The organism is Chelativorans sp. M5D2P16, assembly GCF_034427935.1.
Classification (GTDB): domain Bacteria; phylum Pseudomonadota; class Alphaproteobacteria; order Rhizobiales; family Rhizobiaceae; genus Chelativorans.
Genome location: NZ_JAXQNM010000040.1, coordinates 181,171 through 203,181 on the forward strand (window position 1 = coordinate 181,171; position 22,011 = coordinate 203,181).

Sequence of the window (22,011 nt, forward strand, 5' to 3'; positions counted from 1 at the left end):
CTTCGCCCGCCGTCATCGCGTCTGCCCCTCCTTGGCGACCGGGTCGCCCAGCACATGCATCAGCCGGTTGGCCCAGCCGAAAAGCGAGGCCGAGAGAATGAGATCCAGGATCTCCCCGTCATCGAGGCCGGCGTCGCGCAAGGCCTGCATGTCCTTTTCATCCGCCGCGCTCGGCGCCTTGGAGAGCTTGACCGCGAAGCGGAAGATGGCCTGCTGGCGCTCATCGAGCTCGGCTGCCTCGCCGTCACGGAAAACGCGCTCCATCACGCTTTCATCCTTGGCGAGCTGGTTGTAGCGGCTGGCATGGACAGCGGCGCAGTAGACGCACCGATTGACCACCGAGGCGGCCGTCGCGCCCAGCTCGCGCTCGGCCCTGCCGAGCCCGCCGCGATTGTACATGATCGCGTTGAAGAGCGGTGTGCGGACCTTCAGCGTCTCGACGTCGTTGGCAAGCACCAGCACGTAGTCCGACACCTTCGTGTTGGACGGCGTGACCTTCAGCGCATCGAGCTGCTCGGGCGTCGCCTCGGCAAGGTCGATCGGCTTCACGCGCGGACGCCAGTGCGGAATTTCGGTCGTGAATTCGTGAATGATGTCGCTCATGCCGTCGCCTTCATCAGCTTCAATCCCGCGATCACGCGGATCTGATAGGCCAGAAACGCGTTGAGTTCGGCAAGGCGCACGATATCGGCATCAGGGATGCCGGCCACCTGCAGCGCCTCGATGTCGGCGGCCCGCGTGTCCCGCGGCCGCATGGAGACGAGATCGGTAAAGGCGATAATCGCCGACAGGCGCTCCTCTTCATGACCCCTATAGGCGGGATCGGAGACCGCGCTTTCCGTTTCACCTGCGCCCGCCTTTTCGAGCAGCGCGCGATAGTGGTCGGCAAGTTCCGCGTTCTCGTTCAGCCGGGCAACGCGCACGGCGAGTGCGGCCCGCAACGCGAGGGAGAGGCCGCCGGGGTCGGCCGGCCTCAGCGCGGCGTCGTGGGTTGCCTGCGTCATCGCCATCACATCGGCGCGGCCTTCAAGCGCCGCGCGGACCCGGTCAGAGGCGTCAGCCCCGGCCTGCCGTGCGACGATGTCGTCGGAAAAGACTTCGCTCATCGCGTCTTCAGCTCCCCTCGGTGCAGGCGGGCGCGGATGCCGCCTGCGTTTCGTCCTCGATTTCCGATTCCGTCCATTCGTCGCCCTGAAGCTCGGGCTTGGAATAATCAAGCATGCCCTGCCAGTGGATCTCGACGTCCTCGCGGTAAAGGGTGGCGGCGATCTCGCGAGCCAGCCACGAAGCGCCCTCGCTGATGCCCGGGATGTCGCCGGAGACCTTGCCGAGACTCGCCGAGGCCCCGTAATTGAAGCAGTAGACGTTGGAAAGCCACGGTGCTCGTCCAGGGGTGCGCTCGCGGAAGGAGAAGTCCGGCCCGAGATAGGGGAAATTGCCCAGCTCTTCGCTCTCCTCGCCCGGCGGCGGGGTATAACGGTCGCGCCACAGCATGATCTCCGCGGCCGCCTCGCCCAGCTCGGTGCGCGCCAGCGGGTCGACCGTGAAGCCGGTGCCGAGGATGACGAAATCCGTCTTGAGCCGCTTGCCCGCGGTCGTTTCGATCACCACCTCGCCGTCCTCGTGCGCCATGCGCGCAATGCCCTGCCCGAAGTGGAAATAGGCATTGTCGTGCCGGCTCACCCGCAGCGTCGAGCCGCGCGGGGCGGGCGTCTGGGTGACGAAGGAATACTGCATGAAGCGCCAGCGCCATTCGTCCGGCAGCTGCGCATATCCTGCCGTGAAGCCGAATGAGCCGATGCCCATCATCTTGTTGATGGTCGGCATCTCCTTGCGCCGGATGACATGGCGGACTTCCCTGGCGCCGGCCTCCAACGCCTCCGCGGCGTTGTCGACGGCGGAAGCGCCGACACCGATGACGACCACGCGCTTGCCCTTCAGCGCCGCGAAGTCGATGTCGTCGGAAGAGTGTGCCCAGGCATGCCGTGGCAACGTTTTCACGAAAGCGGGGATGTTCGGCCGCCCCAGCCCCTCGCGCCCCGTCGCCATGACGAATTTGCGCGTCAGGATCGATTCCTCCCGAGCGCCGCGGCCGGCAAGCTCGAGACGCAGATACGGCCCCTCGGGAGCCACCTGTGTCACTTCCACCTCGTTCTCGACGGGAATGTCCAGCACCTTGCGGTACCAGACGAGATAGTCCATCCACATGGGCCGCGGAATCTTGTCCAGCGCCTCCCAGGCCGCCTCGCCATATTGCGCGGTGAACCAGGCGCGGAAGGTGAGCGAGGCATGGCCGTAGGCGGGGCCCGTGAGCTGCTTGGGCGAGCGCAGCGTCTCCATGCGCGCATAGTTGAGCCACGGCCCCTCGCGGCCGGCGGGGCTGCGGTCGAGGATACGCATGTTGCGCATGCCTCCGCTCCACAACGCGAAATAGCCGACGAGCCCGACCATCCCGCCGCCGATGAGGACGATGTCATGAACGTGCTCGCCCTCGTGCTTGCGTGAAGGCACCCAGTTCGCCGGCGGCAGGCACAGATAATCGAGGTCCCGCCTCACACGCGCCTCGAGTTCGGCCAGGCGCCGCCGGCCCGTTTCGATTTCTGTTGTCCCGGATATGTTCATACGCGTCTATCTTCGCCTTCTGGCCGACCGTGAAAAGGTATTTCCGCCCTTTCCGCAGCCCTTTCGCCCCATAGTCGTTCCAAATGTCCCGGCCGCACGCGTATATTGTTGGCGAGGCCACGCCCACACCGTGCCGGCGGGCATGCATATGCGCAGGCGGGCGTGCCGGTCAAATCGCAGGATGTGGAGACGACTGCCCCCATTGTCGGCCGCGGCCGCTTCCGCGCGGCACGGAGCCGCAGAAACCCGTGCGCCTGCCGGAATTTAACCATCAACGCCCCGTCCTGCTCCATGGTCAACCGAAAAAATCGCCCCTCAACCGACCCGCCTTTCTTCAAGATCCCGCGGCGTGGTCTCGTGCTTGAAGCGTGCCGTCGTCGGATCGAAGGTGTAGGCATTGGCGATTGTCTCCGCCCCGCGCGCAAGCCGGTCGACGGCGCCGATGATCCTGTCCGCCTTCTCGTCGTCGAGAAGATAGCTCAGGTTGAGCCGTACCCAACCCGGCTTCTCGATCTCGCGTCCGGCGCGGATGGCGGCAAGCAGGGCACGCGAGCGTCCCTCGTCGATATCGAGCAGACGATGTGCATAGGGTCCCGCGCAGGCGCAGCCGCCGCGGGCCTGGATCCCTTCCGCATCGCTCAGCATTCGGGTGAAGAGCTGGTGATGCAGATGCGTACCGTCGGTACGGCGGACCCGAAAAGAGAAGATCGGCAATGCCGGCGCGCGCGTGTTGCCGAGGAGTTCGATATGCGGATTGGCCGACCAGACCGCAAGCGCGCGTTCACGCAGCGCATGGTTGCGGCGTTCGATGAAATCCCGGCCGAGCGCCTCCTTGACGAGGAGCACGAGGGCCGCGCGGATATCGCCGACGACGTTCGGTGTTCCGGCTTCCTCGCGCGCCGACAGCGAGGCTGAGTAGTCGTGCGTCCAGGGGGAGACGAAGGTGACCGAGCCGCCGCCGGGCATGCTCGGCCTTTGCGTGCGCGCAACCGCGTTGCGCAGGACAAGCACGCCGGACGCCCCCGGGCCGCCGGGGAACTTGTGCGGCGAGAAGACGATGGCGTCCTTCGCGCAGTCCGTGCCTGCGCGCATGTCCATCGCCAGGTAGGGTGCGCCGCCGGCATAGTCCCAGACGGCGAGAGCGCCGTGCGCCTTGAGCAGCCGCGTGACCTTGTCCGTGTCGGTGACGATGCCCGTTACATTCGAGGCCGCGGAGAAGACGCCGACCTTCAGCACGGCGCTTGGGCGACTTTCCAGCTCGTGCGCGAGGATATCGAGATCGGGCCCGCCGTCCCTGGCCTCCGGTATCTCGACGGTCTCCGCACCGCTCTCACGCCAGGGCAGAATGTTCGAATGGTGCTCGTAGGGGCCGATGAACACCACGGGACGCTGCCCCGCCGCGGCCATCTCGGGAACCTGCAAAAGCCGTACCAGCTTGTTGATGCCGGTCGTGGCGCCCGAGCCGGCGAACACCACGCTCGTCGCCTCGTCCGCCCGCACCGCGCGACGGACAACGTCCCGGGCCTCTTCGCGCAGACGTGTGCAGAACGCGCCGCAATGGGATGCTTCAGTGTGGCTGTTGGCATAATAGGGCAGTACCGCCTCGCGCACGAAATCCTCGATCTGGACGAGTGCGCGGCCGGAGGCCACATAGTCGGCATAGATAAGCGGCTTCGGCCCGAAAGGCCCCTCGATGCGGGCGCTCTCGCCGATCAGGCCGGCGCGCAGCCGTGCCGGCAGATCGTCGCCCCTCAGACTTTCGGCAAAATGCTCAAGTCCCTGCATGCCTGCTCTTTCCGCCTGTCGTGCTTTTGGCGGTGAAGTTTGGCACGATCTGACACGATCATTCCCACCAATTGCATTGCAATCTCGGTCGATAATCGTTCATATGATCGGATGAACAGGCAAAAGATCGATCATATCGACAAGCGCATCCTGCGCGAGCTGCAACAGGACGCGGCGCTCTCGCAACGCGACCTGGCCGACCGCGTCGGCCTTTCGCAAAACGCCTGCTGGCGGCGGCTGCGGGCGCTGGAGGACGCCGGCATCATACGCGGTCGCACGGTGCGGCTCGACCGCGGCAAGCTCGGCCTTGGCCTCGTCGTCTTCGTCATGGTCAAGACGCGACACCACTCGGCGGCCTGGCTGCAGAGCTTCCGACAGCACGTCTCGAGCATTCCCGAAGTGGTGGACTTCTTCCGCATCGGCGGCGACTACGACTACATGCTGCGCATCGTCACCGCCGACATGGCCAGCTACGATCTCGTCTACCAGCGGCTGATCCAGAAGGTGGAGCTGGAATCGGTCACCTCCTATTTCGCCATGGAAGCGATCGAGGAGCGGCGGCCGCTGCCGATCTGAACGCATGGCCCGGCGCACGCGGATCACTGCGCATCAGCCAGGTTGGGAAGCGTCCTCCAATATGAGGTCCGCAGCCTTTTCGGCAATCATGAAGACGGCGGCCTGGATGTTGCCCGAGATTATGGCCGGCATCACCGACGCATCGGCAACACGCAGGCCCGCCAAGCCGCGCACGCGCAGGCGCGGATCAACCACCGCCTCGGCATCCGCGCCCATGCGGCAGGTCCCGGCGACGTGGTAGATGGTCTGCCCGTTGTCGCGGGCGAAGGCCAGCCAGTCCTCATCCGTACGGCAGGCGGGTCCCGGGCTCATCTCGGGCCCGCGATAGCGGTTCATGGGCGCCTGCTCGACGATGCGGCGCGCGCATTTCATGCCTTCGATCATTGAGCGCCGGTCTTCCTCGGCGGCGAGGAAATTTGGGCGGATCGCCGGCGGGGTATCCGGTCCGGGCGCCTTGATGTGAATGCTGCCGCGCGATTCCGGCCGCAACTGCGTCACGCCGATCGTCATCCCGGGATGGCGGTCGAGGCGGCGTTCGGCGGCGTTGGCGTAGCTCGCATGCATGAAGAAGTACTGGACGTCCGGCCCGTCCAGCCCAGGCCTCGTGCGCACGAAGCCGTGCACCAGTCCGGTGCCGAGGGTGAGGATGCCCTGGCGCGTGGCGAAATACTGCGCGACGGAGCCGAGAAGCCGCCACCCGCGCGTCGCCTCGTTCAGGGTGACCGGCAGGCGGACGCGCCAGTTCATCCGGGTGCAGAAATGGTCGAGATAATTTTCCCCCACACCCGGGAGCGCATGGCGCACCGGAATGCCCGCCGCCTGCAGCACGGCGGGCGCGCCGATGCCGGAAAGCTCCAGAAGCTGCGGCGTCTGGACGGCACCGGCCGTCAGGACGACCTCGCGGCGCGCCCGAAAAAGCCGCTCGCCGGAGCGCGTGCGTACCATGACGCCCTGCACACGGCCGTCGGCGAATACGAGCTTCAAAGCGCGCGCATGCGTCTCGACGCGCAGATTGGGCCTGCGGCGGGCGGGCTTCAGATAGGCGTCGGCCGCACTGATGCGGCGGCCGTCGCGCTGATTGACCTGATAGTAGCCAAAACCGTCCTGAGTCCCGCCGTTATAGTCCGGATTGCGCGGATGTCCGGCCGCTTCGGCGGCGGCGATGAAGGCTTCGGCGATCTCCGGCCGCTCGCGCACCACCGTCACGGGCAGCGGTCCGCCGGTCCCGCGATAGGCATCCTCCGGCCCGTCGAAGTTCTCCACCCGGCGGAAATAGGGCAGGACGTCCTCGAAGCTCCAGCCCGTGCAGCCGAGTTGCGCCCACCGGTCGTAATCCTGCTGTTGGCCGCGAATGTAGATCATGCCGTTGATGAGGGTGGAGCCGCCGAGACCTTTGCCCCGCGGCACGGCGATGACGCGGTTGTTGGTTGCCGGTTCAGGCTCCGTGGCGAACCGCCAGTTGTGACGCGGGTCGGTCAAAAGCTTATTGAAACCGGCGGGGATGGGGATCCAGAATCCCCTCCCCTCGCCGCCCGCCTCGAGCAGGAGCACCGAGTGCCGGCCCGAAGCGGTCAGCCGATTGGCCAGGACGCAGCCCGCCGTTCCTCCGCCGACGATGACGTAGTCGAATGTCGCTGCCTCGGCCATAGCGTTATTCCCGCGTCCAGGCCGGCGGGCACAAACCCGGCCGCGCGCGACGGCAAGGCGTCATGAGAGCGCCCCCATGTGCCGCGCCATGAGCGCGATCTGGCTGTCGAGCATCGGCCGGCCGGGCTGCACCCTACAGCCGCATGCCTTTGCGGCTTCAAGCAAGGGGGTGACTTCCGGCTCCATAATCGCCTCGGCGACGACCTGGCCGGGCCTCAGTTGCGTCACATCGACGGGCGGCGGATCCGCAGGATCGAGGCCGAGCGAAGTCGCGTTGACGATCAGATCGTGATCGGAGAGCCCTTCCGTCCCGGCGGAGACGGCGACCGCGGGAAACGCCGCGGCCACGGCCTCTGCCAATTCGCGCGCCCTTTTCAGGGTGCGGTTGGCGATGGTCAGGCGCGTGACGCCCGCCTCGGCGAGCGCGAAGGCGATCGCCCGACCCGCGCCGCCGGCCCCGGCGAGATAGGCGGAAAGCCCGCGCGGCTCGACGCCGGCGGCCCGCAGCCCCTCGATGAAGCCGATGCCGTCGAGCATTGTCCCGGAAAGGCTACCGTCCGCCTCCCGCCGGACACAGTTCACCGCGCCGATCATCTCGGCCGCCGAGGAAACACGGTCGCACAGCCTCAGCATCGCGGTCTTGTGCGGCACCGTGGCGATGAAGCCCCCGAAATTTCCGGTGCGGCGCAAGCCGCCGAGCAGATCTTGAAGCCCGCCGGGCGCGACATGAAAGGGCACGAGCACACCCTCCACGCCGTGGCGGCGCAGGAGCGCGTTCATGACCTGCGGTGTTTTCACGTGATGGATCGGATCGGCGAGAATGCCGTAAATGCGCGTGCGGCCGGTGATTTCGGTCGGGCTCATGTCTTCCTGCACTCGGTTATGCTCCGGTCTCGGGCGGGGACGCTCAAGTCATGTAGAGCCCGCCGGCGACGTCGACGGTCTGGCCGGTCACGAAGCTCGATTCCGGCGACGTCAGCCACAAGGCGGCATCGGCCACCTCATCCGGGTCGCCGAGCCGGCCGAGCGGCGTCAACCTCACCTGCTCGGCGTTCACCTCCGCCCCCACGCCGCGCACCATCGGCGTTTCGATGCGGCCGGGCGCGAGCGCGTTGACGCGGATCCCGAACGGCCCGAGTTCGGCGGCCAGATGCTTTGTGAAGCCGATCAGGGCCGATTTCGTCGCCGCGTAATGGCAGGCGACAATCGGCGAATACGTCTTGCCGGCGACGGAGGACATATTGACGATCCAACCCCGGCCCGCCTTGCGCATGGCGGGCGCGAGCGCACGAACGGTGTTGAACGGACCCGTCAAATTGACGTCCACCACCCGGCGCCATTCGTCGGGATCCATCTCCCAGACCTTGTGCGCCACGCCGTCATGCTTCGGGGAGATGCCGGCATTGTTGATCACCGTGTCGAAAGCGCCGCCGAGCGCCTCCTGCGCCCCGACGAGCGCTTTGGTCAGCGCCGAGTAATCGGCGATGTCGAGCGAGAGTGCGGCCGCCTCTCCCTCATCCCGCGCGCGGATGTCTGCGACGGTGCGCTCCACATCCTCGGCCTTGATGTCGGCCACGCCCACCTTTGCACCGCGACGGGCGAAGGCAAGGGCGATGGCCCGGCCGATCCCGTTTCCCGCGCCCGTGACGAGCACCCGCCTGCCTGCATGGCTCGTCCGGTTGGCGATCGCCTCCGGATCCCTCTCTCGCTCGGTCATGTCAGATCCCCAGATAGGCCTGGCGCACATAGTCGTTGCGCAACAGCGCATCGGCTGCGTCGCTCAGGACGATCTCGCCGTTTTCCAGCACGTAGCCGCGATCCGCCGCCTTCAGCGTGTGAAAGACATTCTGCTCGACGATCAGGATCGTCGTGCCGGTCTTCACCACGGCATCGATCACCTCGAAAACCTGTTCGACGATGATGGGCGCCAGCCCGAGTGACGGCTCGTCGAACATGAGAAGGCGTGGCCGCGCCATCATTCCCCTGGCGATGGCCACCATCTGCTGCTCACCGCCCGAGAGCGAGACGGCGGGCTGATGAAGCCGTTCGCGCAACCTCGGAAACAGCGTCAGCACCTCCTCCATCGTCTCGGACATCTGCCCGCGAGCGGTGCGGCGAAAGGCGCCCATCTGCAGGTTCTCACGCACGGTCATATCGGGGAAGAGCTGGCGGCCCTCCGGGATAAGCGTGATACCCAGTTCCACGATGTCGTGGGCGGACAGGCGGGTCACGTCTTTGCCGTCGAAGACGATGCGTCCAGCGGTCGGCCGTATCAACCCGGCAATCGTGCGCAGGACCGTCGTCTTGCCGGCACCGTTTCCGCCGACGATGGTAACGACCTCTCCGGACCCGACGTCGAGCGATATCGAATGCAGGATGGTTGTCGCACCATAGCCGGCATCGACGTCTTCAAGTTTGAGCATCGATATACTCCTTGCCGAGATAGGCCTCGATGACGGTCTGGTCGCGCACCACCTCACCGGGGCTTCCCTTGGCGATGATCTCGCCGGAGTTCAGTACGAGCACGCGGTCGGAAAGCGACATCACCGCCTGCATGACATGTTCGATGGCGATGATGCTGACGCCGCCGTCACGGATCGACAGCATGAGGTCGACGGCGCGTCGCACGTCGGTCTGGTTGATCCCGGCCATCACCTCGTCGAGCAGGAGAATGCGCGGTTCCATGGCCATCACCCGCGCCACCTCGAGCCGCTTCAAGCCGCCAATGGTCAGGCTGCGCGCCTCCATGTCCAGATAGGCGGCAAGGCCCATCCGTTCGGCCGTACGGCGAGCGTGATCGCGGGCCTCATGCACGTCCGCATGACGGTGGAAGGCGCCGACCATGATGTTCTCCTCGACCGTCATCGCCGCGAAGGGCTGGACAATCTGGAAGGTTCGCCCGACCCCGATCGCCGCGAAGTCGCCGGGGGTAACGGGTGTCCGCCACGAACCATCAGTGGAGCGCACCTCGACCGTTCCGGCATCCTGCTCCAGGAACCCGGAGATCATGTTGAAAACAGTGGTCTTGCCCGCGCCGTTCGGCCCGATCAGCCCCAGGATTTCGCCCTCGCGCAGGGTGAAGGAGACGTCACGCGTCACGCGCAGGCCGCCGAAACTCTTCTGCAATCCCGAAACGCGCAGCACGTCTTCGCCGATCTGCGGGTTTCCGCTCGCGCGCGGGGCGGCCGCCACGGCGGCCACCTCGCCGGGTGCTGTACGCGCCGGCGCGCGCGTCTTGAAGAAGCGGTCGAGCAGGCCGGAGATGCCGTTGGGCATGAAGAGCACGACACCGACGAGAACCGCGCCATAGACGAAACCGTGAAGACCGATCGCCTCGGCGCCCAGCCAGCCGCGCGCAAGCTCGGTGATCGGTACGAGCAGGACAGCCCCGAGCAGCGGACCGAATACGGTTCCGATGCCGCCGATCAGCGCGAACATGGCGATCTGGATCGACAGGGTGAGCGAGAAGACCGACTCCGGCTCGATGAAGGTGAGATACATTGCATGGAAGGTGCCGACCATGGCCGTCAGCGCGGCGGAGACGGCGACCGCCATGAGCCGCACGCGCACCGTGTCCACGCCCGCCGCCCTGGCCGCCGATTCCCGTTCGCGTGTTGCCACCAGATAGAAGCCGAAGCGCCGCGAGCGGACAGCCCACGCGACGGCGAGCGTCACGAGCATGAGGCCGAAGGCGATGAGGAGCGACGGCAGCCGCTCGCGGAAGATCATCCACTCCCAACCGATATTGAGCGGGACCATCATGCCCGTCGCGCCGCCGGTAATATCGCGGAAATGCAGCGCCAGGACCCGGAAGACCTCGAGCAGCGCGATAGTGGCGAGCGCGAAGAAGGGGCCGCGCAAGCGGAAACAGGGATAGCTGATGACCATCGCCACCAGTGCCGCTATCGCTGCGGAGGCGAACATGCCGAGCCAGGGCGTAACGCCGACATTCATCAGCATCATGCCCACATAAGCGCCGATGCCGTAGAAGATCCCGTGACCGAGCGAGAGCTGCCCGGCATAGCCGCCGACGATGTTCCAGGCGGTGGAGAGCGCGGCGAAGATGCAGATCGTGACGAAGACGTGGTAGACGAAGGCATCGCCGATCATGACCGGCAGGACGAGAACAAGACCCAGCAGGATGATGAGCGCAATGGCGCCCTGGCGAACGGCAAGGCCTTGGCGGCGCGACAGGGAAAGCGGGGAAGCGGCCGTCATGGCGACACGTGCGAGAGGTTGAGCTGCTTTCCGAACAGGCCGGAAGGCTTGAGGATCAGGATCAGCAGGAAGACGGCGAAGACGGCGACCTCGCGCAGGTCGGAGCCGATATAGAACCCGGCCAGGCTGTCGATGAGGCCGATGACCATGGCGCCGACGAATGCGCCGCCGAGCGATCCGAGCCCGCCCAGCACCACCACCACGAAGGCCGTCAGCACGAAATAGGTGCCGGTCGTGGGTGAGGTCGGATAGAGCGGCGCGACAAGGCTTGCAGCCAGTCCGACGCAGGCCGCTCCTATGCCGAAGGTGAGCACGTAGACGCGATCGACATTGATGCCCATGAGCTGTGCTGCCGCCCTGTTCTGCGCGACCGCACGGATCGCCCGGCCCCACAGCGTCCGCGACATGAAAAGGTGCAGTCCGAACACCAGCACCGACGCCGCGACGAAGATCACCGCCTGACCGGTCAGGATCCGCACCGATCCGATTTCGATCGAGGAACGCAAGCCGTAGGACGGGGTCGACATGATGTCGGCGCCGAACAGAAGGAGCGCGAGGTTGATGAGCGCCGTCGAGATGCCGACGGTCGCGAAGATCTGGATGTGCTCGTCATGGGCGGCAAGCAGCGGCTGAATGATGAAGCGCTGGGTCAGGGCACCGATCACGAAGAGGATCGGCACCACGGCCGCCGCGGTCACGTACGGATGCATACCCAACCCGGTCGTCAGCAGAAAGGTGGCGTACATGCCCACCATGAGGAATTCGCCATGGGCGAAGTTGATCACTTTCACGATGCCGAAAATCAGCGTCAGGCCGACGGCGACGATGGCGAACAAGCCGCCGAGCATCAGGCCGTTGACCGCCACCTGCAGGAAGGTTTCCATCACGCCTCACACCGGATTGCGCTATGGCGGGACGGCCAGGCCGCCCCGCCGATCTCTCGTCAGTTGGTGAACTCGACCTCGGCCGCCGCCGCGGCCTCGGGATAGACCGTCACCAGCTTTCCGTCCTGCCATTGCAGGCCCATCATCGAGGCGCGCTCGTTCTGGTTGTTCTCGCCGAACTTGACGCCGTAGCCGGCCGCCGTCTCGCCTTCGGGAACATCGATCGCCTCGACCGTGGACTTGATCTCCTCCGGCGAGAAGCCGTCCGCCTCGTCGAGCGCCTGGAGAATGGCCTTGGCGCCGACATAGTTGTTCAGCGAATGGCCGGAACGCGGCGATTCACCGTACTTCTCCTGATAAGCCTGGACGAATTCCTCGAGGCCGGGGGTGAACTCGGTATTGACGAGATACTGGGTGAAATCGACGTTGAGCACGCCGTCAATCACATCGTGACCGACCGCGTCGGCCGTCGGCTGCATCGAATAGCCGCCGCCCCCGCCGATGATGGCTGCGGGCTGGAACTCGGCCTCATTGGCCTGCTGCAGGAAGAGCACCGAGTCGTTCTGATACGAAGTCTGCAGCACCACGTCGACGCCGCGCTGCTTCAGGTCGAGCACGAGCGACGACATATCGACCGTCGAGGCTGGATAAGCCTGCGTGGTGACGATGTTGAGGCCGGCTTCCTCGCCGTAGTTCTGCTGGTGCTGGGCGACCGAGGTTCCGTAGCTGGAATCCTCGTGGATGATGCCGATCTTGAGATCGCCGGGCTCGCGGCCGACGCCGGGCGCCACCACGTCGACGATCATGTCGACGATCATCTTGCCCATGTCCTCGGCGGTCGGATTGGTGCGGTAAAGATTCTCGAAGCCACGGCCGGTCACCTCGTCGGCCACCGCGCCGAGCTCGAAATACGGGATGCCGGCGAGTTCCGCCACCTGGCTCGCGGCGATGGAGCGCGAGGAGGAATAGGTACCGAAGATCGCCACGACCTCCTCGCGCGAGATGAGACGCCGCGCTTCGCCGATCGCCTGGTTGTTGTCGACGGCGTCGCCGCGGGCGAGCACCACGGTCTCGCCCTGTACCCCTCCGGCGGCGTTGATCTCGTCGACCGCAATCTCAAGCCCGCGAAAGCTTTCCTCGCCGAGCAGCGCCAGTTGCCCGCTGAACGGATAGAGCGCGCCGAACTGCACGTCGGCCATGGCGGCGGGCGCGGTGAGCAGCGTCGCGGCGGCGACGGTGGCTTTCAGATAATGAACGAATCTCATGTCTTCCTCCCGAGATAACGGTTCAGTTTCAGTAATTCAGGGCATTCTTGCCTTCGAAGCTGGTGATCGGCGGATAGGCACGCTGGTCGGTCACGACATCGATGACCGTGACCGCGCTCCGGGCCAGGGCCTCCTCGAGGGCCGGCGCAAACTCGGCCGGGCGTTCGACACGCACGCCCGTGCAGCTGCAGGCGCGTGCGATCGCCGCGTGGTCGACGGCCTCGAAATCGCAGACGTCCGTGTGCGCGCCGAAGAGGGAGAGTTCCGCGTGCTTCTGGTAGCCCAGCACCTGGTTGTTGAGGACCACGACGACCACCGGGAGCTTCATGCGGCGCGCCGTCTCCAGCTCCGCCCAGACATGGGCGAAACCGCCGTCGCCGGTAACACAGACGACCGGGGCTTCAGGCACCGCAGCCTTCGCGCCGATGGCGAAGGGCAGTCCCCAACCGAGGCCGGCCAACCCGCGTGGGGTCAGGAAGCGCTGTCCCGGGCGGCGGGCCGTCAGGAAGTTCGCCACCCATATGGAGGCGTAGCTGGCGTCGGCGACGACGATGGCGTCAGGCGTGATGGCCGCGTCGAGATCCGCCATCAGCCGCTCCGGGCGGATGGGGACCGCGTCCATGTCGACCAGCCGCGCCATATCCGCGCGATGGGCCTCGCGCGCATGCGCGATCTTTTCTTCGACAGCGGGGCGGCGCGCTTCGAGTGCGGAAAGGTCCTGTTCCTTGAGCACGGCCGTCAGGGACGCCAGCGTCAGCTTGGCGTCGCCCACGAGACGCATGGCCTCGTAGTTGCGCCCGACCTCGCCGCCGTCGACGTCGATCTGGATATAGCGGGCGTTCGGCGGGTAGAGCGACCAGCTGTCGGTCCCGTTCTGGTTCGTGCGGTTGCCGACGAGGAGGACGACATCCGCCCCCGCCACGAGTTCGCGCATATGGGCGGAGCGCGAGCGCGGCGCCATGAAATATCCGACCACGCCAACGGACAGCGGGTGAATCTCGTCCACCGTCCCCTTGCCCATCACCGTTGTCGCCACCGGCAGGCCGAGCGCCTGCAACGCGGAGAGCTCTTCGGCCGCGCGTGAGGAATGAACGCCGCCCCCGGCGATGACGATCGGCCTTTCCGCACCTGCGATGAGCGCGGCCGCTTCGGCCACGCGGGCGGGGTCGACGGCCGCCCGGTCCAGGGGATAGCGGCCGAGATCCGCCTGGCGGCGGGGTGTTTCCGGCTTGAGCTCCGGCCGCTCGTCGAGCACGTCGAGCGGAAGGAGCAGAACGACCGGCCCGCAGCGCCCGCTGGCGGCCGCTGCAAAGGCCATATCCACATAGTCGTCGATGCGGATCGGGTCGGCCACGCGCCGCACCCACTTGGCGACGCCCGAGAACAGCGCGAAGTGGTCGAGTTCCTGAAAGGCGTTCTTGTCCGTGAAGCTGCGGTGCACGTCCTGCACGATCGCCACCATGGGGATCGACGCCTTCAGCGCCTCGGCAAGGCCCGGTACCAGAAGCGTGGCGGCCGGCCCGTTCTGGGCGGTGACGACGGGCACCCTGCCGGATACGCGCGCATAGGCATCCGCCATGGCCGCGCCTGCATTCTCGGTGCGATAGCCGATCTGGCGGATGCCGTAGTCGGGCGCGGCGAGGAACAGGGCGGAGGGAAGGCTCTGCCCGAAAATCTCCCGCACGCCGTGGCGCTGCAGCGCAGCCGCGAGCATATGTGCGCCGGTCATGTTGCCGGAGGTTCCGGTGTGGGCAATTGTCATGCGTTTGTCTCTCGATCGGGCACCACGGCGCCCTCGTTCACGTCCAGGACAATCTTTCCGACGTGCGATCCGCTATCGATACGTCTGTGCGCATCGGCGACCGCAGCGAGCGGATAGGTGGTGTCGATCACCGGACGGGCCCGACCCTGTGCGAGCAACGGCAGGACTTCCCTCTCCAAAGCCCGGGCGAGCGCGGCCTTCATTTCCACGGGCCGTGCCCTCAGCGTGGAGCCGGTCAGCGTGATGCGTTTCATGAGAAGTGGCGTAAGGTTCAGATCGGCACGCGGACCGTGCTGGAAGGCGATCTGGGCGATACGACCGTCGACGGCCACCGCCTCGAGATTGCGCTGGATATAGTCCCCGCCCACCATATCGAGGATGACGTCGGGACCCCTGCCGTCCGTCGCCCGGCGCGCCGCCTCGACGAAGTCCTCGCGCTTGTAGTCGATGGCGACCTCGGCGCCCAGCTTCAGACAGGCCGCGCATTTCTCCGGTGAGCCGGCGGTGACGATCACCCGCGCCCCGCGCGCGACGGCAAGTTGAATCGCCGTGGTGCCGATGCCGGAGGCGCCGCCATGGATGAGGATCGTCTCGCCCGCGGCAAGCTTCGCGCGCTCGAAAACGTTGCTCCAGACGGTGAAATAAGTCTCGGGAAAGGCTGCCGCCTCGATAAAGCTCATGCCTTCAGGGACCGTGAGCGCATTCGTTTCGTGGACGACGGCCCGTTCGGCATAGGCGCCGCCGGCCACGAGCCCCATCACCGCATCGCCGACGGCAAAGCGGGTGACGCCGGGACCGCACTCTTCCACCGTGCCGGCGATCTCGAGCCCCAGGATGTCGGACGCGCCCGGCGGCGGTGGATAGGCGCCTTCGCGCTGCATGACGTCGGGCCGGTTTACGCCGGCGGCGTGCACGCGCACCAGCACCTCGCCCTCTCCGGGTACCGGCAGTGGCCGTCCCACCACGTTGAGAACCTCGGGGCCGCCCGCCTCCCGGGCGATGACGGCTTTCATCGATGCGCTCATGCGCTTGCCTCTCCTTCACGTTCGCGGCATGTCGGCAGCAGCAGAACCTTGACAGCCTGCCTGCTGCGGGCGAGTTCGAAAGCCTCGATGGCGCGGGCGAGCGGCAAACGATGCGAAATCAGGCGCGACAGCACATGACCGTGGTCGGCGAGCAGGCCGATCGCTTCGCCGAATGCGCGGTCGGTCGTATCGTGGGCGGCGCGAAGCTGCTTCTTCTCGCGCACGAAGCGCGTGAGGTCGAGCGTATAGGGATCGGAATGAATGCCGGCGACCACCAGCACGCCGCCGGAGCGCAGGATTGCAAGGCCATCGGCGAGCGAAGCGGAAACGCCCGTCGCCTCGAACACGCGATCGGCCGGGCGCCCGAAAATCCGGTGAACTTCCGTCTCGAGCGAAGCTTCAGCGAGATCCACGCAGTGGCGCAGTCCCATTTCGCGGGCGCAGGCGAGGCGATGCCCGTCGTCCATCCCGGCCAGCAGCACCTCCGCCCCGCGGTGTTGCGCCACCCATGCAATCGCCAGGCCGATCGGCCCGGGCCCGAGCACCACCACCCTGTCGCCGGCCGCGACATCGCCGGCATCCACCGCATTGACGGCGACCGCCAGGGGCTCGGCCAGCGCGGCAATCTCCAGCGGCAGGGTGTCGGGGATGCGGCGACAGTTCGTGGCCGGTGCGCAGGCCTGCTCGGCGAATCCGCCGTCGGCGTGCAGGCCCAGAACGCGCCGGGATGGACAATCCTGGCGCTGGCCGGCGCCGCAGGCATCACAGGCGCCACACCCGACCGTCGGCCAGCACACGACACGATCGCCCGGCAGAAAATCGCCTGCCGCCTGCCCGACCGCGCTCACCGTGCCGGCAAATTCGTGGCCGATCGTCACCGGCATGCCGGCGGCCATGAACTCATAACCGTTAGTCCATTCATAGGCGTGAAGGTCGCTTCCGCAGATGCCCGCGGCCGCGACATCGATGAGCACGTGGCCGGCCGGCGGCGCTTCGAGCGCCTCCAGCGTCACCACCTCCGCTCCAAACCGCGGTGCATTCTTGCGCAGCGCGAGCATTCGTCCTCCCGAGCCCGGCGCGTCGACAGTGGCCCGCTCCCCCTTCGCAGGATACCGTCGCCGTGCTATGTAATTTGTTATAACAAATAATGCGCGAGGAATTTCCGATGTCAAGCGCCCAGCCGTCGAGAGAAGGCACAGAACAGCGAAACGGGGACTGGATGCGCCCGATTGCCAAGGAAAATCTGAGCGAAAGGGCCTATGCGCAACTGCGCAGCGCGCTGATGCACGGGCAACTGAAACCGGGGGAACGCCTGCTTTTACGTCCCATGTCCGAACGTTTCGGCATCAGCGCGACGCCGATGCGCGAAGCCCTCCTGCGGCTGGTTTCGGAAAAAGCGCTCGCCCTCGATGCGCGCGGCACGGTGGTGGTGCCGACACTGACGCTCGAGCAACTGCTGGAAATCCGCAGCATCCGCCTCGATCTCGAGGGGCGAGCGGCGGCCGAAGCCGCGCGCATCGCCTCGAGCGAGGCGATCACCGAACTGGAAGAGATCCACGCCCGGATTTCCGAGTGCCACCGAACCGGCGCTTTTGCGCGCGCCGTCAACCTCAACACCGCCTTTCATCTGCAGCTTTGCGAATCGGGGAAGCTGCCCATCGTGCTGGAAATCGTCGAGCGGCTGTGGGTCCGCTGCGGTCCGATCCTGTCCCATCTCTATGACGCGGGGGTGCCGGACTGGGAGCCGCATCCGCATCTGCGGATCATCGCCGCGCTGCGCGCGCGCGATCCCGAGGGTGCGCGTGCGGGGATCCAGGAAGACATCGAGCGCGGCGGCAAGGGGCTTCTCGATCACGTGCGCAGTGCGACGGAAGAGGACTGACACGCCGAGGAGGCGGAACGGATCCCGCTTTTCGGGGAATGCCTATTCGCCGAGATGATCCGCGAAGGTCTTGCCGGAATAGGAGGTACGGAAAAGACCGGCCTCGGCCAATCGCGGCACAAGCGCCTCGAAAACGAGCCGCAGGGATGACACGGATCCTCCCGGCACGGCGATGAAGCCGTCGATGGCCCCGGCCTCTACCCAATCGCGGATGGCCTCGAAGGCGTCGTCGATTGTGCCGATCACCTGCCAGTGCGCCGAACCGATCACCTCCGGCCGCCACAAGAGTTCTTCCACCGTGGGCGAGTCGCGTTCGATGAGCCGGCGCAGCAGATCGGCGTGCGTGCGGCTGCGCGGGTGTTCGGGCGGCGGCGGCAGTTCGGCCGCCGTGACCTCGCGCTCGAGCGGCCAATCGGAAAGATCGAGCCCGGTCATTTCGCGGATGGAGGCAAAGGCGCGGGCCTTGTCCGCTCGCGCATGGGTCTCGGCGAAAAGCTCGAACGCCTCAGCACGGCTTTCCGCCAGGTACAGGCTGAGGCCGGGCATCAGATTGATCGCATCGGGTGAGCGGCCATGGCCCTCTGCGCGCCGGCGCAAATCGCGCCGCAGGTCTATGGCGGCTTCCCTGTCGGGCGTCGAGGCAAAGACGGCATCTGCCACGGAGGCGGCGAAGTTGCGGCCTTCCGGCGAGGCGCCGGCCTGGATGAGCGGGATCGGCGCCCTGGCGTATGCCGGAAGGTTGAGCGGGCCCTTCACCTTCAGATGGGAGCCGGAATGGTCGATGGGACGGACGAGAGCGGCGTCGGCGAACCGTCCGTTGGCGCGGTCCATCATCAGCGCCTCTTCGGGATAGCTTTGCCAGAGAAGCCTGACGACCTCCGTGAATTCCGCCGCCCGTTCATAACGTTCCTCGGCCGAGGGCATCGCCGACAGGCCGAAATTTTCATGCCCCGCAAGTGCGGTAACGATGTTCCATCCGGCGCGACCGTTGCTCAGCCAGTGGAGCGATTGAAGCTGCCGCGCCACGACATAGGGCGGGAGAAAGGTTGTCGAGATCGTCGTCAGCAGCCCCACACGCGACGTTTCGCGGGCGATCGAAGCAAGAAGCATGGTTGGATCGAGGCTCGAAAAGCCTGGGCCCTTCTCGAGGACCTCGGTGCGCAGAAAGAGCGTGTCGGGGCAAAAGACGAAATCGAGATGCGCCGCCTCCGAGCGCCTGGCGATGTCGAGATAGAAATCGCTCGAAAAAAGACTCTCGATGTTGCTGTCTGGCCGGCGCCAGGCATCCCCGCTCAACCATGTCGGAGCCAGCGACATGCCGATGTGAAGCTTTCTTCGAGCGCTCATCCTGAACCTCTCGGGCGTTGGAAATGTCCGCGACAAGGGACGGGCGGAGCCCGTTCCCGCGTGATATCGAATTGTGGAGTTTTTTACTATAGTTTAAGTTCGCGCCGGAGAGGCGAACGGGAGTCGCTATTCGGTGCTCGAAGCGAGAGAGATAACGGCAAGCTACGGCTCGACCCCTGTGCTGCACGGGCTGTCGACGCGCTTTGCGGCGGGCCGCGTCACCGCGCTGGTGGGCCCTAACGGATGCGGCAAGTCGACGCTCTTGAAGGCGGTCATGGGTTTCCTGCCGCTCGCCGGCGGCGAAATAAGGCTCGCAGGCCAGCCGATACGGCAGATCGGCCGGCAGTCGCTCGCGCGCAGGATCGCCTATCTGCCGCAGGAGTGCCGCTGCCCCGACTACATGACGCTGGGCGAACTCATCGAGCTTGCGGGCTACGCGCGCTACTCACTGGTCGGCGGGCCGTCGGATCATGACAGGCGGCTGTTCCGCGAAGCGCTGGAGATCGTCGGGCTTTCCGACAAGGCCGGCGCCCAGGTGAACGCGCTCTCGGGTGGCCAGCGCCAGCGGGCCTGGATAGCCATGGTGCTGGCACAGGACACGGACATCATCATGATGGACGAGCCCGTCAATCATCTCGACATGAAGTACCAGTATGCCGTTCTCGGGCTCGTGCGCGAACTTTCCGTCCGCCACGGCAAGACGGTCATCGTGGTGTTGCACGATTTGAACCTCACCTCGGCCTTCGCCGACGACGTCATGATGCTGCGCGACGGCAGGGTCGTTGCGGCAGGCCCGGTCGAGCAGGCCCTCACCGCCGCCAACGTCGAGCGGGTTTTCGACCTTAAGGCGGACATCTTCGACCGCGGTGGCCGCCTCGTCTGCCTGCCCCGTATGCAGCGTGTCGAATCGATGCCGGCATGACGCGACGCTTCGTCTTTCTTTTCAGCGCCCCTTTCCTGCTGGCGCTCGTCCTCCTCATCAGCCTTTCCGTTGGCGGCGGCTCATTCCATTTGCTTGACGTCGTCCAGGCGTTCATTGCTTTCGATGCCGAAAGCTACGATCAGGCTGTCATCCTCCATCAGCGCTTGCCGCGCGCGCTAATCGCGATCTATGTCGGCGCGACCATGGCGTGCGGCGGTGCGGTTCTGCAGGGCCTCGTCCGCAATCCGCTTGCCTCGCCCTCGACGCTCGGCATCAATGCCGGCGCGTGTGTCTTCGTGGTCGGCGGTGCGTTTCTTTTCGATCTCGGGACGGCAGCGCTGGGGCTGGCGGCACTCGCCGGTGCGTTCCTCGGCTTTCTGTCCTGCCTCGTGGTGGCCCGGCTTTCGGGCCGTACACATGATCCGCGCGGCCTTGCGCTTATCCTTTCGGGCGCGCTGATCTCGATGCTCTTCTTCAGCGTGACTAACGCCTTCCTCCTCTCCGACCCCATGCGGCGCAACGCATTCCTCGGCTGGGTATCCGGCAACATCAACCACGTCTACATCGACCGGCTCTATGCCTTCTGGTGGATCGGCGCGGTGGCAATCGGACTTCTCGCCATTCTCGCGCGACCGCTCACGCTCATCCTGCTCGGTACGGAGAAGGGCGCGTCCGCCGGCGTGAACGTCACCGCCGTCACGCGTCTCGCGCTTGCCGCGACGGTTCTTGCCTCGGGATCGGCCGTGGCGATCTGCGGCCCGATCGGCTTCGTCGGGCTGGTCGTGCCGCACATCGTGCGCCCCTTCGTAGGCAACAACTTCACTTTCTCGCTGCCCGCCTGCGCCCTCACCGGCGCGAGCGTCTGCCTGCTTGCCGACCTCTTCGCCCGGGAAGCCTTTCAGCCATACGTCCTTCACACGGGTCTCGTGACGGACCTTCTCGGCGGGCTGGTCTTCGTGGTGATCGTCAAGCGCTTCTACCTTTCGCCGGCGGCAAGGGGGCGCGCGTGAGACGCGAATACGCGGCGAACGGCAAGCCGGTGCTGCGCTTCGCCTCGGGCCTGCAGATCCGGGTGGGCAATCTGTGGGCCGGGATCGGGTTCATGAGCGCGGCAATCCTGCTGGCGGCGCTGTCGGCCGGGCTCGGCGTCACCGACGCCGGCATCCTCGATCTCCTGAATGGCTTTACCGGCACCGACGCCGACGATGCACGGGCCTATGCGCTCTGGACGGTGCGGCTGCCGCGGATCGTCATGGGCTTCATGGCCGGCTGCGCCGTCGCGCTGGCCGGAGCCATGCTGCAGTCGATCGCCCGCAATCCGCTGGCCGATCCGGGCCTATTCGGCCTCAGCCAGGGCTCGATGACGATGATCATGCTTCTCTTCGTCCTGGCACCCGCCGCCCCGAAGGCCATGATCGCGCTCGCCGCGATGGCCGGCGGACTCGGGGTGGCGATGTTGCTGATCTGGCTCGTCGGCAGCGAGCGGTCGAGCGGGCTGGCCATCCTTCTGATGGGCATCGCGATCGAAAGCGTGCTGTCCTCGGTCGGCTCGCTCCTGATCCTCTATATGCCGACGGAGACGTCGCTCGCGTTGTCGGAGTGGATGGCGGGATCCCTCTTCAAGGCCAACTGGTCGACCATCGCCACCTTCGCGCCGCTGATGGTCTTGAGCATCGTCGGGATATTCCTTACCGGTCGCGCGCTTTCCGCCTACGATCTCGGCAACGAGATGGCGATGGCGCTCGGCGAGCCGGTGGGGCGCTCGCGGCCCGTGATCCTCGTTTTCGCCGTGCTGCTCAGCACGGCCGCGGTGACCGCTGTCGGGCCGCTCACCTTTCTCGGCGTGCTCGCGCCGCATCTGGCGGGCTTCGTATCGCCCGCCGTCTCGCGCGCCCGGCTTTTTCTGTCCGCGCTCATGGGCGGCATCCTGGTGATCGCCGCCGACGCCCTGACGCGCGGCCTCGTGGGCGACGTACCCCTGCCCATCGGACTGAGCCTGACGATCATCGGCGTTCCGCTCTTCATCCTCGCCCTGCGTCTCCAGGCGCTTCGAAAAATGCAGACACATTGAAAGGG

At 66.2% G+C, this 22,011-nt stretch carries 20 protein-coding genes; 5 read left to right on the plus strand and 15 right to left on the minus strand.

Going from position 1 to position 22,011, the window contains the following annotated elements; genetic code table 11:
- Positions 1-12 precede the first annotated feature (12 nt).
- The 4 genes from SIN08_RS21150 to SIN08_RS21165 form a co-directional block, all read right to left on the minus strand.
- Positions 13-603, minus strand: a complete 591-nt coding sequence (locus tag SIN08_RS21150; RefSeq protein WP_322453593.1) for a peroxidase-related enzyme — start codon at positions 601-603, stop codon at positions 13-15.
- Positions 600-1,106 (minus strand): hypothetical protein, encoded by a 507-nt coding sequence (locus SIN08_RS21155; RefSeq protein WP_322453594.1) that lies wholly within the window; start codon positions 1,104-1,106, stop codon positions 600-602. Before SIN08_RS21155 ends, SIN08_RS21150 begins: the two co-directional genes overlap by 4 nt.
- Positions 1,107-1,113: 7 nt before the next feature.
- A complete protein-coding gene (locus SIN08_RS21160; RefSeq protein WP_322453595.1) occupies positions 1,114-2,622 on the minus strand; it encodes an NAD(P)/FAD-dependent oxidoreductase in 1,509 nt (502 codons plus the stop codon).
- A gap of 315 nt (positions 2,623-2,937) precedes the next feature.
- A complete protein-coding gene (locus SIN08_RS21165) occupies positions 2,938-4,407 on the minus strand; it encodes an aminotransferase class V-fold PLP-dependent enzyme (RefSeq protein WP_322453596.1) in 1,470 nt (489 codons plus the stop codon).
- A 111-nt stretch (positions 4,408-4,518) separates the two neighbouring features.
- Here SIN08_RS21165 and SIN08_RS21170 point away from each other — a divergent pair, with 111 nt between their 5' ends.
- A complete protein-coding gene (locus SIN08_RS21170) occupies positions 4,519-4,983 on the plus strand; it encodes an Lrp/AsnC family transcriptional regulator (protein ID WP_322453597.1) in 465 nt (154 codons plus the stop codon).
- Between the two features lie 33 nt (positions 4,984-5,016).
- Here SIN08_RS21170 and SIN08_RS21175 read toward each other — a convergent pair whose 3' ends face one another.
- Genes SIN08_RS21175 through SIN08_RS21220 form a run of 10 tightly spaced genes read right to left on the minus strand, consistent with a single transcriptional unit; the run spans position 5,017 to position 16,842 of the window.
- A complete protein-coding gene (locus SIN08_RS21175) occupies positions 5,017-6,630 on the minus strand; it encodes a GMC family oxidoreductase (protein ID WP_322453598.1) in 1,614 nt (537 codons plus the stop codon).
- Positions 6,631-6,690: 60 nt separating this feature from the next.
- On the minus strand, positions 6,691-7,494 hold the full coding sequence (locus tag SIN08_RS21180) for a shikimate dehydrogenase (RefSeq protein ID WP_322453599.1): 804 nt from the start codon (positions 7,492-7,494) through the stop codon (positions 6,691-6,693).
- Positions 7,495-7,537: 43 nt separating this feature from the next.
- The gene (gene fabG, locus SIN08_RS21185; RefSeq protein WP_322453600.1) at positions 7,538-8,347 is read right to left on the minus strand and encodes a 3-oxoacyl-ACP reductase FabG; all 810 of its coding nucleotides are present in this window, start codon (positions 8,345-8,347) and stop codon (positions 7,538-7,540) included.
- A 1-nt stretch (position 8,348) separates the two neighbouring features.
- Positions 8,349-9,053: an ABC transporter ATP-binding protein gene (locus tag SIN08_RS21190; RefSeq protein WP_322453601.1), complete on the minus strand. Its 705-nt coding sequence runs from the start codon at positions 9,051-9,053 to the stop codon at positions 8,349-8,351.
- Positions 9,040-10,848, minus strand: coding sequence for a branched-chain amino acid ABC transporter ATP-binding protein/permease (locus SIN08_RS21195; protein ID WP_322453602.1), 1,809 nt, complete (start codon positions 10,846-10,848; stop codon positions 9,040-9,042). The genes SIN08_RS21190 and SIN08_RS21195 overlap by 14 nt, the downstream gene beginning before the upstream one ends.
- Positions 10,845-11,732, minus strand: coding sequence for a branched-chain amino acid ABC transporter permease (locus SIN08_RS21200; RefSeq protein ID WP_322453603.1), 888 nt, complete (start codon positions 11,730-11,732; stop codon positions 10,845-10,847). Before SIN08_RS21200 ends, SIN08_RS21195 begins: the two co-directional genes overlap by 4 nt.
- A 59-nt stretch (positions 11,733-11,791) precedes the next feature.
- Positions 11,792-12,997 carry an ABC transporter substrate-binding protein gene (locus tag SIN08_RS21205; protein ID WP_322453604.1) on the minus strand — a complete coding sequence of 402 codons (1,206 nt, stop codon included), beginning with the start codon at positions 12,995-12,997 and terminating at the stop codon, positions 11,792-11,794.
- Positions 12,998-13,025: 28 nt separating this feature from the next.
- Entirely contained in the window at positions 13,026-14,759 is a 1,734-nt protein-coding gene (locus tag SIN08_RS21210) for an acetolactate synthase catalytic subunit (RefSeq protein WP_322453605.1), read from the minus strand.
- Positions 14,756-15,784: an NAD(P)H-quinone oxidoreductase gene (locus tag SIN08_RS21215; RefSeq protein ID WP_322453606.1), complete on the minus strand. Its 1,029-nt coding sequence runs from the start codon at positions 15,782-15,784 to the stop codon at positions 14,756-14,758. Before SIN08_RS21215 ends, SIN08_RS21210 begins: the two co-directional genes overlap by 4 nt.
- Positions 15,781-16,842, minus strand: coding sequence for a zinc-dependent alcohol dehydrogenase (locus SIN08_RS21220; protein ID WP_322453607.1), 1,062 nt, complete (start codon positions 16,840-16,842; stop codon positions 15,781-15,783). The genes SIN08_RS21215 and SIN08_RS21220 overlap by 4 nt, the downstream gene beginning before the upstream one ends.
- 161 nt (positions 16,843-17,003) lie before the next feature.
- On the opposite strand from SIN08_RS21220, the gene SIN08_RS21225 reads away from it, so the two are divergent.
- The gene (locus tag SIN08_RS21225; protein ID WP_322453608.1) at positions 17,004-17,666 is read left to right on the plus strand and encodes a GntR family transcriptional regulator; all 663 of its coding nucleotides are present in this window, start codon (positions 17,004-17,006) and stop codon (positions 17,664-17,666) included.
- Positions 17,667-17,708: 42 nt separating this feature from the next.
- Here the strand turns inward: SIN08_RS21225 and SIN08_RS21230 are convergent, their stop codons facing one another.
- Positions 17,709-19,013: an NtaA/DmoA family FMN-dependent monooxygenase gene (locus SIN08_RS21230; RefSeq protein ID WP_322453609.1), complete on the minus strand. Its 1,305-nt coding sequence runs from the start codon at positions 19,011-19,013 to the stop codon at positions 17,709-17,711.
- Between the two features lie 133 nt (positions 19,014-19,146).
- Between SIN08_RS21230 and SIN08_RS21235 the strand changes: the two genes are divergently transcribed.
- From SIN08_RS21235 to SIN08_RS21245, 3 genes are read left to right on the plus strand one after another with little or no spacing between them, the layout of a single operon-like run.
- Positions 19,147-19,935 (plus strand): ABC transporter ATP-binding protein, encoded by a 789-nt coding sequence (locus tag SIN08_RS21235; protein ID WP_322453610.1) that lies wholly within the window; start codon positions 19,147-19,149, stop codon positions 19,933-19,935.
- On the plus strand, positions 19,932-20,945 hold the full coding sequence (locus SIN08_RS21240) for an iron ABC transporter permease (protein ID WP_322453611.1): 1,014 nt from the start codon (positions 19,932-19,934) through the stop codon (positions 20,943-20,945). Before SIN08_RS21235 ends, SIN08_RS21240 begins: the two co-directional genes overlap by 4 nt.
- The gene (locus SIN08_RS21245; RefSeq protein WP_322453612.1) at positions 20,942-22,006 is read left to right on the plus strand and encodes an iron ABC transporter permease; all 1,065 of its coding nucleotides are present in this window, start codon (positions 20,942-20,944) and stop codon (positions 22,004-22,006) included. Before SIN08_RS21240 ends, SIN08_RS21245 begins: the two co-directional genes overlap by 4 nt.
- The last annotated feature ends 5 nt before the right edge of the window (positions 22,007-22,011 follow it).

What these genes read in the sequence shown, in the direction of transcription:
- SIN08_RS21150 (WP_322453593.1), bottom strand. Translation starts at nt 603, where the DNA reads ATGAGCGACATCATTCACGAATTCACGACCGAAATTCCGCACTGGCGT.
- SIN08_RS21155 (WP_322453594.1), bottom strand. Translation starts at nt 1,106, where the DNA reads ATGAGCGAAGTCTTTTCCGACGACATCGTCGCACGGCAGGCCGGGGCT.
- SIN08_RS21160 (WP_322453595.1), bottom strand. Translation starts at nt 2,622, where the DNA reads ATGAACATATCCGGGACAACAGAAATCGAAACGGGCCGGCGGCGCCTG.
- SIN08_RS21165 (WP_322453596.1), bottom strand. Translation starts at nt 4,407, where the DNA reads ATGCAGGGACTTGAGCATTTTGCCGAAAGTCTGAGGGGCGACGATCTG.
- SIN08_RS21170 (WP_322453597.1), top strand. Translation starts at nt 4,519, where the DNA reads ATGAACAGGCAAAAGATCGATCATATCGACAAGCGCATCCTGCGCGAG.
- SIN08_RS21175 (WP_322453598.1), bottom strand. Translation starts at nt 6,630, where the DNA reads ATGGCCGAGGCAGCGACATTCGACTACGTCATCGTCGGCGGAGGAACG.
- SIN08_RS21180 (WP_322453599.1), bottom strand. Translation starts at nt 7,494, where the DNA reads ATGAGCCCGACCGAAATCACCGGCCGCACGCGCATTTACGGCATTCTC.
- fabG (WP_322453600.1), bottom strand. Translation starts at nt 8,347, where the DNA reads ATGACCGAGCGAGAGAGGGATCCGGAGGCGATCGCCAACCGGACGAGC.
- SIN08_RS21190 (WP_322453601.1), bottom strand. Translation starts at nt 9,053, where the DNA reads ATGCTCAAACTTGAAGACGTCGATGCCGGCTATGGTGCGACAACCATC.
- SIN08_RS21195 (WP_322453602.1), bottom strand. Translation starts at nt 10,848, where the DNA reads ATGACGGCCGCTTCCCCGCTTTCCCTGTCGCGCCGCCAAGGCCTTGCC.
- SIN08_RS21200 (WP_322453603.1), bottom strand. Translation starts at nt 11,732, where the DNA reads ATGGAAACCTTCCTGCAGGTGGCGGTCAACGGCCTGATGCTCGGCGGC.
- SIN08_RS21205 (WP_322453604.1), bottom strand. Translation starts at nt 12,997, where the DNA reads ATGAGATTCGTTCATTATCTGAAAGCCACCGTCGCCGCCGCGACGCTG.
- SIN08_RS21210 (WP_322453605.1), bottom strand. Translation starts at nt 14,759, where the DNA reads ATGACAATTGCCCACACCGGAACCTCCGGCAACATGACCGGCGCACAT.
- SIN08_RS21215 (WP_322453606.1), bottom strand. Translation starts at nt 15,784, where the DNA reads ATGAGCGCATCGATGAAAGCCGTCATCGCCCGGGAGGCGGGCGGCCCC.
- SIN08_RS21220 (WP_322453607.1), bottom strand. Translation starts at nt 16,842, where the DNA reads ATGCTCGCGCTGCGCAAGAATGCACCGCGGTTTGGAGCGGAGGTGGTG.
- SIN08_RS21225 (WP_322453608.1), top strand. Translation starts at nt 17,004, where the DNA reads ATGCGCCCGATTGCCAAGGAAAATCTGAGCGAAAGGGCCTATGCGCAA.
- SIN08_RS21230 (WP_322453609.1), bottom strand. Translation starts at nt 19,013, where the DNA reads ATGAGCGCTCGAAGAAAGCTTCACATCGGCATGTCGCTGGCTCCGACA.
- SIN08_RS21240 (WP_322453611.1), top strand. Translation starts at nt 19,932, where the DNA reads ATGACGCGACGCTTCGTCTTTCTTTTCAGCGCCCCTTTCCTGCTGGCG.